Source organism: Chryseobacterium ginsengisoli, assembly GCF_039542325.1.
Taxonomy (GTDB): Bacteria; Bacteroidota; Bacteroidia; order Flavobacteriales; family Weeksellaceae; genus Chryseobacterium; species Chryseobacterium ginsengisoli.
The window spans coordinates 219,361-233,185 of record NZ_BAABHX010000005.1; the positions used below are offsets into that span (position 1 = coordinate 219,361).

Below are 13,825 nucleotides of genomic sequence, written 5' to 3' on the forward strand. Positions count from 1 at the left end.
TAACACTTAGAATTAAAAAGAAGCATTTAAACTAAATCCAAATACTCTAGTTGTAGGAAATTGGCTAGTAGCAGCAATACCTCCTATTCCAACTGAAGATGTCTCAGGATCAGAGAAGTTTCTATTTGATTTTGCATACCAAGCGAAAGCATTTCTAGCATAAACACCTACAGCTAATGTTCTAACAAAAGTAGTACTTAAGATAGATTTTGGAATCTGATAAGATAGTGCAATCTCTCTAATTTTTAAAGCTGTACCATCAACAACAAATTCTTCTCCTACAGCAGTTTGATAGCTACTTGTAAAGTAGTTAGCAGCTCCTGCATACGAAGCATCATTCAATACAGGTGTAGTATTAGGAGTATAAATTGGATTAGCCGCAGTACCAGTATTCTGTACAGATCCTGGAATAATATAACCTTGAGATCTGTCAAATTCTACAGTTTTCTCAAGTGCTCCTGAAAATCCTAATAAACTTTTAGTATCAGCAACAAAACTATTTCCAGTTCTATAGTCACCTGTTACAGAAAGAGTTAAACCTTTATATCTAACATTTGTTGAAAATCCGATAACATAATCAGGATTAACTTTTCCTAAAATTTCGTATTTAGAATTGGTAACTGGTAAACCATTTTCGTCAACAATAATATTACCACTAGGATCTCTCTCATATCTAACACCTTTTATTACAGGCATTTGCTCACCTTTAACAGCAAAAATACCAACCGGGATACCGTAAGTATCAGCAGCCAAGTTTACTTCATTAATTCCTTCTCCTAAATCTTGAACTAAAGATTTATATTTTGAATAAGACCCTTTCAGATTCCATTCAAAGTCTTTTGATTTGAATGGTGTTAAACCTAAATCTAATTCAAATCCTGTATTCTTAATCTTACCAACATTGTCAGTCAAAGAAGAAATACCTGTCGTTGTAGATACTGTACTCCCTGTAATAAGGCGATCAGTTATTGTTTGGAAAGCAGATCCATCAATTGTAATTCTATCTTTAAAGAATCCTAAACTAACATTTCCTTCTACAGTTTTAGTAGCTTCTGGTTTAATGTATTGATTTGTAGGATTTCTATTTAATAAATAAGAAGAATTCGTCAATGGGTATCCTGTAGGGAAAACTCCAATTTCATCAAGATCATAAGCACCAACAACGGCATTACCTGTAACCGTATAACTTCCACTTACCTTTAAGTAACTCAATATATTGTTACTAGTTAATCCAGTAAATGCTTTTGTTGGAATAAATGATGCTCCAGCTGAATAATATGGATAAATTTTATTTTTTAAATCTAAAGTATAAGTAGGTCTAACACTAAGACGAGAAGTCTCTTCTCCTCTACCTGTTAAGTTTAAGAATAAATAATCTTTATAGCCTAAATCAACATTGGCAAAAAGAGCAACTAGTCTTGATCTTGTAAATCCATTATTTAATTGATAATAAGGTGTAGCATTCACAACATTTGCAGCATTATACCAACCTGGAATATTCAAATTTGTACCACCAACCGATGTCGTAGTTGTATAATTATCTGTAATATTATTACCAATATTAGCAACAAAGTTTATATCATCTGTTAAATCATATTTGAAATTTAACATTAAATCTCCATAGTAATTTCTTGTTCTGGAAACTGCTTTATTATATGAAGAGGTTAAACTTCTCATCCCAAACTGCCTTAGAGTAAGACCATCAATTCCTGTTCCAGGTGCATTGATAACAACAGCCGTAGCATCAAACGCATCCACATGATTTTCAACATCTTGACCCATCATGTATAGAGTTCCATTATAGCTTAAGCTTATGTGTTTATTAAATTCATAAGCCATTGATAAAATAGCTGATGCAGATGTCAAATTACTTTTTCCTCTAAAATAATCCTTCATAGTATAAGGATTATAGACGAAAGGAGAATAATTTCCAGCAAATCCAGAGTTTTTGAACGCAGTAACATCAACGTTAGTAGGAGTTTGCAACATTTGTGCATACAAATTTGCATTTGTTTGATCTGTAGTCTGATCAATAATGTTTAACGTAGCATCTACTCTAAAGTTACCTATTTTTTTACCACTTTTTAAGAAAATTGTATTTCTCTTTAGTTTATCTCCTGGAATGATAAATTCATTTTCTAATCTATCGTAAGATAAAAACGTATAAGAATCAGGTCCACCCATATTAACATTAAATCCATTTTTCAACATAATTCCTGTATCAAAAAATTTCTTAATGTTATTTCCATTATCTTTTGCAGAATAGGTAGTCTTCAAAAATTGTCCATTTGCTTGAGGCAAACCAACTTCAATTAACTGTCCTCCAATATTAGGGTCATTAAATGCTGGTCCCCAAGCAGTATTTTCATATGGTACCCAATTTGTTCCATTATAGTCAACAGCTGAATAATCAGCTTCACCTGGATACCCTTGTCCATATAGCTTCTGTCTAATTGGTAATTTATATGCATTTGTAAATTCAATTGAAGAACTCAAATTTACAGTAACCCTTTCTGATTTACTTCCTCTTTTAGTTGTAACAACAATTACTCCATTACTACCTTGAGAACCATATAATGAAGAACCTTGTTGTCCTTTAATTACGTTAACATTTTCAACAATATCCGGTGGAAGTTGATTAAAAACAGTTAAAGTTGATACTACACCATCAATAACTACTAAAGGGTTTGTATCACCAGTAATAGATCTAAATCCTCTTAAAACAATTTTAGTCGTTGGGTTAACACCACTATTTGTAGTGTTAATTTGTAAACCTGATACTTTACCTATTAAAGCTTGTGATAAAGATGGACTGGATGCTTGGTTCAATTCTGCATTTCCAACAACTTTATTACTTGTAACAACGGCGTCTTGTCTCTTTTTAATACCAAGAGCACCTGTAACAACAACCTCACGAATGTCCTGAGTTCTCAGAGTGTCCTGTGCGCTTACCATTGCAAAAGTAGAGGTAAGAACTACAGCTAACACACTTGTAGTTAATTTCTTCATATTTAAATTGATTATTTTTTATTATTTGCAAATATGTAAAACTTTCTTAAAGTAACCAAATATTTTGTTAAAAATCTTTAATATTGCATGTTTTTATGTTCAAGATTTTAAGATAATTATGGATTTAATAAAAAAATGGTCGTTTTTTTACGTTGAAGCAGGTTGTGATGAAGTCGGTAGAGGCTGTTTATGTGGTCCTGTTGTAGCAGCTGCAGTTATTTTGGATGAAAATTTTAACCAAAATTTGGTTAACGATTCTAAAAAGTTAAATTTTAAGACAAGGATGGATCTTGATGACTATATAAAAGACAATGTAAAAGATTATGCAATTGCCGAACTTTCTGCGGGATTTATAGATCAACACAACATTCTGAATGCAAGTATTCATGCAATGCACCAAGCTCTTGATAAATTAACAATCAGACCAGAGCTGATTTTAGTAGACGGAAATAAATTTCATCCTTATAATTATATTCCCCATGAATGTATTATTAAAGGTGATTCAAAAGTATTATCAATTGCGGCAGCTTCGATTTTAGCGAAGAACTATAGGGATAAATTAATGATTGAACTTCACGATGAACATCCTGAATATGGTTGGAACACCAATTTTGGTTATGCTACAAAAAAACATCAGGAAGCCTTAATTAAATTTGGACCTACAAAATACCATAGACAAACTTTTAGATTGAAATACGATTAAAGTCTAATTTAGAACTATTTTAAATTACTCTCATTGTATACAAATAAAAAAGAGAAGCAGTTTGCTTCTCTTTTTTTATATAGAAATTATTTATTTTTTCTTTTTCTGCTGTCCTTGTACGTTTTGTTGTTCCTGAGCTTTCTCCATCATTTCTCTCATTCGCTTTTGGAACTTTCCCTCAGCTTTTGGCTTTTCTTTATTCGCCTGAATCTGTGCATGAATTTTCTTTTCATCCAGAATCACATATTTAATAACAAGGATAATTAAAATGTTAATCGCATTCGATACAAAATAATACCAAGAAAGACCAGATGCAGAAGTATTCAGGAAGAATAGGAATGTAACTGGGAAAATGTACATTAACACTTTCATATTTGGCATACCTTCCTGTTGCGGTTGCTGCATGCTTCCTGAAGTCATCACCGTGTAAATCAAAATTACGATAGTACAAGCTAACGCAAAAATACTCAAGTGATCGCCCAAGAAAGGAATTTTAAATGGCAATTTGATCAAATCATCATAAGCCGTCAAATCTTTTGCAAACCAGAATCCTTTACCTCTTAAATCAATAAAGTTAGGGAAGAAACGGAATAATGCATAGAAAATCGGAATCTGAACTAATGCAGGTAAACATCCCGCCATTTGATTCACACCCGCCTTTCGATAGATTTCCATTGTTGCCTGTTGCTTTTTCATTGGATCTGCATCCTTGAATTTTGCATTAGCTTCATCAATTTCGGGACGAATTACTCTCATCATTGCACTCAACTTGTGTTGTTTGTACATAATTGGTGACAAGATCAATTTAACCAAAATTGTCAATAAGAAGATTGCCCAACCTGCAGTTAATCCCCAAGATGCAATGAAGTTATAAATAGGAATAAAGAATCCTCTGTTCATCCATCCGATGATAGACCAACCTAATGGTAAAATTTCATCGAAGTTTTTATCATAAGATTTTAATAACGGTAAATCCAACGGCATAAAGTACCAAGTAAAATCCTGATTCAATTCGCTTCCAGTCATTTGAACAAAACCTTCGTAGTTTAGTTTTTTCAAATATTCACCTTCTTCTACTGTTTCCTGATTTCCTTTGCTGTGAGTGAAACCTGTTTTAGATTCAATTACAGAAGCGAAGAACTGCTGCTTTACACCAATCCAGTTCAACGTTTCTTTTTCTTCATCCATTGTCGTTCTTCCATCATAATCATAATCTTTATAATTATTAAATGCATAAGAGAATTCTGAATGAGACTGCTCCTGAGCTCTACCCTTTTCTAAATTTCTTACACTGTAATCCCAAATAAAGTCAGCCTTATTATCAGAAGTAATTTTCGCAAGACCCTGAGTTCTTACTTTAAAATCCAATGTATATTTTGGAAGTAAAGTATATATGAATTGAATAACCGCTCCATTATAATTAGCAGTCATCGTTACAGCATTTCCATTAACAGTGGGAGCAAAAACTAAATCTTTAGTATTGATTACTTTTCCTGTTTTATCTTTGAATTGGAAACCGTAGTTAGAATTATTTTTAGTGATCAGATAAAGCGGAAGATCAGCCTTATCAGATTTACGATCGTATGCCTTGTATTCTGCAAGTTCTACTTTAGAAACCTGCCCTCCTAAACTTGCAAATTCCACATTCAATTCTTTATTGGAAAGATTCGCAGTCTGTATTGCGTTAGGAGTTACATTTGGATTGATATTACTTGCCTGAGTTGGTTTTACAGCATTTTTTGCCTGTTCAGTTTTTTGTTGCTGAGCTTTTACTGCATCTTCTTTTGATTGCTTGTTTTGGAAATAAAACATGAAACCGAAAAGAACCAAACATAAAACCGCAAAACTAATAATCTGACTTTTATCGAGTCCGTTGTTCTGTTGCATTTTATCTTAATTAAATTTTTACCTATTTATATATAGAGTAATATTCTGTAAATTACAGAGCAATATTCTATATTTCGAGTCGACAAAAATACTGTTTTTTTATCAAAACTCTATACTATAATATGTTACTATATAATAAACTCAGGCTGAGAAAGATCAGTCTGAGTTTATTTATGACGTTTGTAATTAAACAATTACTTTATTTCGCTGAACAAGCCTTAATAAAAGCTCTGAATAATGGATGCGGTGTCGCAACCGTACTTTTATATTCCGGGTGATACTGTACTCCAACGTAGAACGGATGATCTGGCATTTCCAATGCTTCTACCAATCCTGTTTCCGGGTTTGTACCTGTTGCTAAGAAACCATTTCCTTCAAATTCTCCAATATAATCACTGTTGAATTCATATCTGTGACGGTGTCTTTCCGAAATATGCTTGCTTCCATAAATTTCAGCTAATTTGGAACCGCTTTTCACAGCACACTTCCAAGCTCCAAGACGCATTGTACCTCCTTTATCTACAACATTTTTCTGTTCTTCCATTAATGAAATTACAGGATGTTCTGTAGAAGTATCAAATTCCATTGAGTTTGCTTTTGAATATCCCAAGACGTTTCTGGCAAATTCTACCGTCATGATCTGCATTCCTAAACAAATTCCCAACATCGGAACTTTATTTTCTCGCGCATACTGAGCCGTAAGAATTTTTCCTTCAATACCTCGGTCACCAAAACCTGGAGCAACCAAGATACCGGAAACTCCGTCTAAAGTTTCTTTAATATTCTCTTTGGTAAGATCACCACTGTAAACCCATCTTATTTTCACTTCAGTTTCCAAGTCTGCACCTGCATGTTTGAAAGCTTCAGCAATTGAAATATATGAATCCTGAAGAGAAACATATTTTCCAACCAAAGCAATTTCAACAGATTTTTTAGGATTCTGGAATTTCTTTAAGAAAGATTTCCAGTCTTTAAGGTCTGCTTCTTTATCACTTTTAAGATCCAATTCTTTAAGAACTACATCATCAAAGTTTTGTTTTTGAAGGTACATCGGAACTTCGTAGATCGTTTCCAAATCTTTACATTCAATTACATTATCTAAAGGAACATTACAGAATTGAGCCAGTTTTGCTCTCTGATCTTTTGGAATCTTATGTTCTGTTCTGCAAACCAAAACATCAGCCATAATTCCGCTTTCCATTAGCTGGCGAACGGAATGTTGAGAAGGTTTTGTTTTTAATTCTCCACTTGAAGCCAAATACGGCAATAAAGTAAGGTGAATCACCATAGAATTTTTCTCACCCAATTCCCATTTCAACTGACGAACAGTTTCAATGTAAGGCAAAGATTCAATATCACCGACAGTTCCGCCGATCTCGGTAATGATGATATCGTAGTTCTGTTTAGATAAAATTTTAATTCTACGTTTGATTTCGTTCGTAATATGAGGAATTACCTGAACTGTTTTTCCAAGGAAGTCTCCTTTTCTTTCTTTTTCGATTACAGTCTGGTAGATTTTTCCTGTCGTAACGTTGTTGTTTTGAGAAGTCGGAGCATCAAGATAACGCTCATAGTGTCCTAAATCCAGATCCGTCTCCGCACCATCTTCGGTTACATAGCATTCTCCGTGTTCATAAGGATTCAGTGTTCCTGGGTCGATATTGATATAAGGATCTAATTTTTGGATCGTTACATTAAAGCCGCGTGATTTTAGTAGAAGTCCCAGAGAAGCAGAAACGATTCCTTTCCCCAAAGATGAAGTTACACCTCCTGTCACAAAGATGTACTTTGTATTCTTTTTACTCATTAGATTAGGTTTGTGCAAAGTTAGGGGAAAAAGAAATACAAAGCAATTTTGTTGTGAGTTTAATCTTTGATTTTTATGGTTGGTAATCGCAAAGGCACAAAGATTTTTATAAATAAAAACATTTTAAGGCGCAAGAAAATCATAGATTTTCAGCAATGATACTTTTTAACTCTAAAAAAGTATTCACTGTTAAATTTTATCGCAGATAAAATCCTTGCGTCTTAAAAGCATAATGATATTGAATAATCTTTGCGCCTTTGCGATTACAAACAATTAAAAAAACAAAAAAGGTTCCCAATACATTGAGAACCTTCTTCCTAAACCAAATTATATAAAAACTATAGCTTAGCTAGCTCAAAATATAAGCTAACATCTACATCTTTAGCCACACCTGTTCCCGTTGGATCATATTTGATATCATAATCTAAACGGTTCACTTTAAATGTTGTCTGGATTCCCATAACTTCTTTTCCTTGTTGGTTTTTTGTAACACCACCAAAAGTTACCGGAACACTGATATCTCTTGTTACATCTTTAATGGTCAGTTTTCCTTTCAAGATGTAAGAATTATTTTTATCTTTTGTAATAGACGTTGTCACAAAATTCATTGTCGGATATTTTTCAGCATCGAAAAAATCTCCACTTTTCAAGTGCTTGTCTCTCATTTCAACTCCTGTGTTGATTGAATTTACTTCCACTGTAAAATTCAGGTCTGCATTATCAAGAGTATTTCCTTTAGTTGAAGCTTTTCCGTCAAATTTATCAAATCTACCTTGTACAAAGCTGATTCCCATATGTTTGATGTTAAAATTAACAGAAGAATGCATTGGATCTACAGCCCAATCTACCTGTGCAAAACTGAAAATGCTTATAAGTGTAAATACGAAAGTTAAAAGTACTTTTTTCATTGTATATTATTTTAGATTAATTTCTGATACAAAAGTAAGCCAGTTATTATAACGTGACATTGACCTATGTTATTTTTTTAATTTTGATGAAATTATTTTTGAATAGATTAAATGAATTAAATACATTAATATAAATATCATCAATGAATTCATATACATCATTATCATTAAAAGGTTTTCATTTGTAGCGTTCGAAAAATATAAAAATGGATTATTTCCTGAAATTATTAAGAAAAGCAGATAAATAACTTCAAATAAAATCGCAATTCTCAGTATTGAATGATAATTTTTTCTAAAAATAATCACTGTTACCAATCCTATTCCTGTAATTATTGAACAAAAGATTAGAATCAAATAAGAATACATTCCAAAATCTCCGCCGGGTAAACCTAAAAATTTCACAGCCCATTCTGTAAACTGAGCATGCAAAAGCGACATCACCACAAAAATCAGCAAACTCAAAAAAATATTTTTCATGGTTGAAAATTAATTAAAATTCGAAAGAAAAATTGAAAAAAAATTTTGAACTTCGCAGTATGGCAAAATTAAAAACAGCATATTTCTGTCAAAACTGCGGAACACAGTATTCCCAATGGATGGGACAGTGCAAAAACTGTGGTGAATGGAATACTTTGGTGGAAGAAGTTGTAGAAAAAACCACTTCTCACAAAACTCCGCCTTTTTCAAAAACGAAACAGCATGTTATCAATATTGTAGAAGTTGAAACCAATGAAGAACCAAGAATAAAAACCCCTTCCGAAGAACTCAATCGTGTTTTGGGCGGTGGAATTGTTTTAGGATCTGTCACTTTGATCGGAGGAGAACCCGGAATCGGTAAGTCTACTCTACTTCTTCAACTTGCCCTGAAAATGAAAAAGAAAGTTTTCTATGTTTCGGGGGAAGAAAGTGCGTCTCAAATCAAAATGAGAGCCGACAGATTAACGGATATTCAAAATCCGAACTGTTTTCTTTACACTGAAACTTCGTTGGAAAAAATCCTTCACGAAGCTAAAAAATTAGAGCCTGATTTTGTTATCATTGATTCAATTCAGACATTGCAATCTCAATTGATTGAAAGTTCTCCGGGAACAGTTTCTCAGATTCGCGAATGTTCGAATGAGATCATTAAGTATGCCAAAGAAAACAGTATTCCCGTGTTTTTAGTTGGTCACATCACAAAAGACGGACAAATTGCAGGACCAAAAGTATTGGAACACATGGTTGATGTTGTTTTAAATTTCGATGGCGACAGAAATCATCTTTTCAGATTGTTGAGAGCTAATAAAAACCGTTTCGGATCAACTTCCGAGATTGGAATTTACGAAATGGTTTCTCAAGGTTTAAAGGAAATTAAAAACCCTTCTGAAATTTTAATTACTAAAAAATTTGAGGAACTTTCCGGAAATTCAGTTGCGGTAACTTTAGAAGGAAACCGACCGATGCTGCTGGAAATTCAGGCTTTGGTAAGTACTGCGGTTTATGGAACTCCGCAAAGAAGTTCGACTGGTTTTGATGCCAAAAGATTAAATATGCTTCTTGCCGTTTTGGAAAAAAGAGCAGGTTTTCAACTAGGCGCAAAAGATGTTTTTTTAAATATTACAGGCGGAATAAAAACCGACGATCCAGCTTTGGATTTAGCAGTTGTTGCTTCTATCCTTTCTTCCAATGACGATATTGCGATTTCGGAACATTATTGTTTCGCGGGAGAAATTGGTTTGAGTGGAGAAATTCGTCCGATCGCACAGGCTGAACAAAGAATCACCGAAGCTGAAAAATTGGGTTACGAGAAAATCTTCATCTCTAATTTAAATAAACTTCCGAAGAAAAAGTTCGGGATTAAAATTGAAGAAGTCAGCAAAATTGAAGATTTTCACGAAAGATTATTTTAATACAAAATAAATTTAAGTTTTAAAGGTTATAGATATATTTGTAGAACTATAACCTTTAAAACTCAATCATGAAAACAAAATTTACTGTTCTGGTAATTTTTTTCTCTTCGTTGTTATTTTCCCAAACCAAAATTTTCCAAAATTCCATCAGCGAAAATAGCTTAAACAACACTCAGAAGATCAGTGAAGGTTTGGCAAAAACATATGTTTCCACACAATATTTTTCGCAACCGGCTTTTAATCTTAATTCAAATTTAGAGATTGACCTTCCAACGCATCAGAATATTAAAGCAAAATTCAAAACAACTTATAAATATACAAACGGTAGTATTTCTTATGTTTATGCCATTGAAAATAATCCGAATGCCGAACTGATATTTTCAAAATATGATAATATTATCACCGGAATGTATTCTTCAGGCGACAAAAAAGTGATATTTCATCAGACAAACGGTGATATTTTCGCATTGTCTGTTGTAAGTGATCAGAAAATTACTGACATGGATTCGAAAGATGACTACATTTTAGGGCAATCTAATTTAAATGGACAAAAATTAAATCCTGATATATGTTCGGCTACAACTCCTATTTGCAGCACCAGCAAAATTGATGTCGTGGCAGCCGTGACAAACGGAGCGAGAACAAACTGGGGCGGATTGGCGCAAAGCATCTCATTTATTGCAACCGGAATTACCGCATTTAATAATGGATTAATCAATTCAGGAATTTCAAATGTTACTTTTAATCTTGTTCATGTAGGCGAAGTAAATTATTCGGAAACCGGAAATATGAATTTGGATCTAACAAGATTTCGAGGAACCAATGATGGCTTTATGGATGAAATCCATGGTTGGAAAACAGCTTACGGTGCAGATCTTAATGTCTTGATCTGTTCGGAGCAGCCATTGTCAAACCTTTGCGGATTGGGATACATCAATATAAATCCTACAGATTATTCGGGAGTAAATGCCTATTCAATTACAATATATTCCTGTGCGATTTCCAATTACACGATGATTCACGAAATGGGACATAATATGGGTTTAAGACATGATTGGTATGTAGATACAGATTCTTCTCCATGCAGTCATCATCACGGTTACTCCAATAAAACGGCAATTACTTTGGGAACTTCGAGCACTCCCGATCAAAGGTGGAGAACAATTATGGCTTATGCAGATGAATGTTCTGCAATCGGTATCAGTTGCGCAAGAATCAACCGATGGGCAAATCCACATGCCGTTTATAATTTTGAACCAACAGGAATTGCTATTGGAAATCCAAAACCTTCAGATGAAGCTTTTGCCTTTTCTCGTTTTGCATGCATCGTTTCGAATTTTATGCCTGAAGCACCGAATTTAACGACCATCGAAGTTCTTCCTCAAACCCCGGATTTTACTTTATATCCAAATCCTGCAAGTGAAACTATTACCATTAATTTAAATGATACAGATAAATATTCTTTTAAAGTTTTCAACACAGTCGGACAGTTAATTTTAACAACAAGAGAAAGAACAATTTATGTAAAAGACTTTGCAAGCGGAGTTTACTTTTTAAGTATTTATGATGATAAAAATTTACCAATCGGAACAAAAAAATTTATCGTTAAATAATAAAATTTTCTAAGATTGAAAAACAAAAACACAAAAAATTTCATTGATGAAAACCAACATTCTCGAATATTACGATAGCCTTGCAAAAACTTACGATGAAAACCGTTTCGGAAATTCCTACGGAAGATATATTGATTATCAGGAAAGATCTTTTTTAACTTCTTTCTTTAAAAATAAAAAATATTCAAAAGTTTTAGATCTTGGATGCGGAACAGGTCGTTTGCTGAATTTTGCCACTCATGGAACAGATTTCAGTGAAGAAATGCTGAATATTGCCCGACAAAAATACCCTGAAAAAACTTTAGCCAAAGGAGAAATTTCAAAAATTCCTTTTAATAATGAATTTGACTGTATTTTTTGTTTCCATGTTATCATGCATCAAAACAAAGAAGAAACAAAAACTTTTTTGAGTGAATGTTATCATAAATTAAGCAAAAACGGAACTTTAATTTTTGATTATCCAACCAAAAACAGGCGAAAAGCAGTTTCTCCACAGGAAGATTGGCATGCTGGAAATAGTTTTACGCCAAAAGAAATTCTTGAACTGTCAAAAGAGCAATGGAAAATTAAAAACACGCCCGGAATTTTATTGTTCCCAATTCACAGATTTCCAAAAAATGTAAGAAAATATTTTCTTCCGTTGGATATTTTTTTGTGTAAAACTTTCCTGAAAAATTGGGCTTCTTATCACATTGCAGTTTTGGAAAAGATATGAAACAGCAATTAAGAAAATGGCTGCCTCATCATTGGAAAATGCAGTTGAAACTATTGCAGATGTATTTTGATGAACAGAAAACTCAATATTCATATTCAAAAAATTACAGTTTAGAAGATATTGGAGAATACAAAATCGAGCTTCGGCAAATCATAAAAAAAGGAGAATTTCATGAGAATAAAGTTCATAATTTAAAGATTGTCGGAAGCAAAGTAAATAATTTAATCATTCAACCCAATGAAGTTTTTTCCTTCTGGAAATTAATTGGAAAACCGAGTGAAAGTAATGGTTTTAAGGAAGGACGAAATTTAATTAAAAACAATATTTCGAGTGATTTTGGTGGCGGAATTTGTCAGTTTTCTTCAATTTTATATTTTTTAGCTTTACAATCAGGCTTAAAAATTATTGAAAGATTTCCGCATTCGATTGATATTTACAAGGAAAGTGAACGTTTTACACCATTAGGTTCGGATTGTACTGTTGTTTACGGCTATAAAGATTTGCAGATTCAGAATCCGTTTTCTTTTCCAATTCAGTTGAGGTGTTCTGTAAGTGAGGAAGAACTTTCTTTAAGCCTTATTTCTCCGAATGAAATTATTTTAAATACAATCGATTTCAAATATTCTGAAGCCGAAAAAGGAGTCTGGGCGGAAACTTTAAGCAATAACAAAACTTTGCTTAAAAATTTCTATATTCGTTTATGAATTATTTGGCGCATTCTTTTCTCACTTTTACCGACGGACAAATTGTTGGTCAGTTTTTGGAAGATTTTATCCGAAACAGAGATCGTTTTTCGTTTCCAAAAGATATTCAGGACGGAATTACCCTTCACCGCGCCATTGACACCTTCACAGATTCTCATCCCGCCATTCATGAGGCGAAAAAAGTTTTTGCTCCGCTCGTAAGATTGTATGCAGGAGCTTTTGTTGATGTTTCGATGGATTATTTTGTGGCGAACGATTTAAGCCTGAATTCTTTACAAGGCTGGAAAGATCATTCTTTAAGAGTTTATCGCGTCTTAAATGAAAATTATGAATTTCTTCCGGAAAACTTCAGATATATGCTCACGAAAATGGAACAGGATAATTGGCTTTACAATTACCGCCATGATCAGAATATAAAATTCAGTATGAGAAATGTTCTCAATAAAGCAAAATATCTGGATAAGGATATTCCTGTTTTTGAAGCTTTTTTAGATAATAAAGAAGTGCTTCAGCAATGCTACAATGATTTTTTTCCTGATTTACTTGAACACGCAAAAGGAGTCAATACACTTTTACAGCTAGAAAATTAA

At 33.1% G+C, this 13,825-nt stretch carries 11 protein-coding genes; 6 read left to right on the forward strand and 5 right to left on the reverse strand.

The features are described from left to right. Window positions 1-12: 12 nt before the first annotated feature. On the reverse strand, window positions 13-3,009 hold the full coding sequence (locus ABD940_RS16200; protein ID WP_345206267.1) for a SusC/RagA family TonB-linked outer membrane protein: 2,997 nt from the start codon (window positions 3,007-3,009) through the stop codon (window positions 13-15). A 118-nt stretch (window positions 3,010-3,127) separates the two neighbouring features. Between ABD940_RS16200 and ABD940_RS16205 the strand changes: the two genes are divergently transcribed. Then, window positions 3,128-3,712, forward strand: coding sequence for a ribonuclease HII (locus tag ABD940_RS16205; protein WP_345206269.1), 585 nt, complete (start codon window positions 3,128-3,130; stop codon window positions 3,710-3,712). Between the two features lie 90 nt (window positions 3,713-3,802). Here ABD940_RS16205 and yidC read toward each other — a convergent pair whose 3' ends face one another. The 4 genes from yidC to ABD940_RS16225 form a co-directional block, all read right to left on the reverse strand. After that, a complete protein-coding gene (yidC, locus tag ABD940_RS16210) occupies window positions 3,803-5,599 on the reverse strand; it encodes a membrane protein insertase YidC (RefSeq protein ID WP_345206272.1) in 1,797 nt (598 codons plus the stop codon). A 199-nt stretch (window positions 5,600-5,798) separates the two neighbouring features. Beyond that, complete coding sequence (gene pyrG, locus ABD940_RS16215; protein ID WP_345206275.1) at window positions 5,799-7,406, reverse strand: CTP synthase; 1,608 nt, start codon at window positions 7,404-7,406, stop codon at window positions 5,799-5,801. A 338-nt stretch (window positions 7,407-7,744) separates the two neighbouring features. Beyond that, window positions 7,745-8,314, reverse strand: coding sequence for a YceI family protein (locus tag ABD940_RS16220; protein WP_345206278.1), 570 nt, complete (start codon window positions 8,312-8,314; stop codon window positions 7,745-7,747). Window positions 8,315-8,383: 69 nt separating this feature from the next. Further along, window positions 8,384-8,791, reverse strand: coding sequence for a hypothetical protein (locus tag ABD940_RS16225; protein ID WP_345206281.1), 408 nt, complete (start codon window positions 8,789-8,791; stop codon window positions 8,384-8,386). A gap of 59 nt (window positions 8,792-8,850) precedes the next feature. On the opposite strand from ABD940_RS16225, the gene radA reads away from it, so the two are divergent. From radA to ABD940_RS16250, 5 genes are all read left to right on the forward strand, one after another. Further along, on the forward strand, window positions 8,851-10,203 hold the full coding sequence (radA, locus tag ABD940_RS16230; protein ID WP_345206508.1) for a DNA repair protein RadA: 1,353 nt from the start codon (window positions 8,851-8,853) through the stop codon (window positions 10,201-10,203). A 68-nt stretch (window positions 10,204-10,271) separates the two neighbouring features. Further along, on the forward strand, window positions 10,272-11,816 hold the full coding sequence (locus tag ABD940_RS16235) for a M12 family metallo-peptidase (RefSeq protein ID WP_345206284.1): 1,545 nt from the start codon (window positions 10,272-10,274) through the stop codon (window positions 11,814-11,816). A 46-nt stretch (window positions 11,817-11,862) separates the two neighbouring features. Further along, the gene (locus ABD940_RS16240; RefSeq protein WP_345206287.1) at window positions 11,863-12,531 is read left to right on the forward strand and encodes a class I SAM-dependent DNA methyltransferase; all 669 of its coding nucleotides are present in this window, start codon (window positions 11,863-11,865) and stop codon (window positions 12,529-12,531) included. Next, window positions 12,528-13,235, forward strand: coding sequence for a VanW family protein (locus tag ABD940_RS16245; RefSeq protein WP_345206289.1), 708 nt, complete (start codon window positions 12,528-12,530; stop codon window positions 13,233-13,235). The genes ABD940_RS16240 and ABD940_RS16245 overlap by 4 nt, the downstream gene beginning before the upstream one ends. Next, the gene (locus ABD940_RS16250) at window positions 13,232-13,825 is read left to right on the forward strand and encodes an acyl carrier protein phosphodiesterase (RefSeq protein ID WP_345206291.1); all 594 of its coding nucleotides are present in this window, start codon (window positions 13,232-13,234) and stop codon (window positions 13,823-13,825) included. The genes ABD940_RS16245 and ABD940_RS16250 overlap by 4 nt, the downstream gene beginning before the upstream one ends.

Coding starts and splice junctions, on each gene's coding strand:
- ABD940_RS16245 (WP_345206289.1), top strand. CDS start 12,528: ATGAAACAGCAATTAAGAAAATGGCTGCCTCATCATTGGAAAATGCAG.
- ABD940_RS16225 (WP_345206281.1), bottom strand. CDS start 8,791: ATGAAAAATATTTTTTTGAGTTTGCTGATTTTTGTGGTGATGTCGCTT.
- ABD940_RS16220 (WP_345206278.1), bottom strand. CDS start 8,314: ATGAAAAAAGTACTTTTAACTTTCGTATTTACACTTATAAGCATTTTC.
- ABD940_RS16235 (WP_345206284.1), top strand. CDS start 10,272: ATGAAAACAAAATTTACTGTTCTGGTAATTTTTTTCTCTTCGTTGTTA.
- ABD940_RS16240 (WP_345206287.1), top strand. CDS start 11,863: ATGAAAACCAACATTCTCGAATATTACGATAGCCTTGCAAAAACTTAC.
- ABD940_RS16200 (WP_345206267.1), bottom strand. CDS start 3,009: ATGAAGAAATTAACTACAAGTGTGTTAGCTGTAGTTCTTACCTCTACT.
- pyrG (WP_345206275.1), bottom strand. CDS start 7,406: ATGAGTAAAAAGAATACAAAGTACATCTTTGTGACAGGAGGTGTAACT.
- yidC (WP_345206272.1), bottom strand. CDS start 5,599: ATGCAACAGAACAACGGACTCGATAAAAGTCAGATTATTAGTTTTGCG.
- ABD940_RS16205 (WP_345206269.1), top strand. CDS start 3,128: ATGGATTTAATAAAAAAATGGTCGTTTTTTTACGTTGAAGCAGGTTGT.
- ABD940_RS16250 (WP_345206291.1), top strand. CDS start 13,232: ATGAATTATTTGGCGCATTCTTTTCTCACTTTTACCGACGGACAAATT.
- radA (WP_345206508.1), top strand. CDS start 8,851: ATGGCAAAATTAAAAACAGCATATTTCTGTCAAAACTGCGGAACACAG.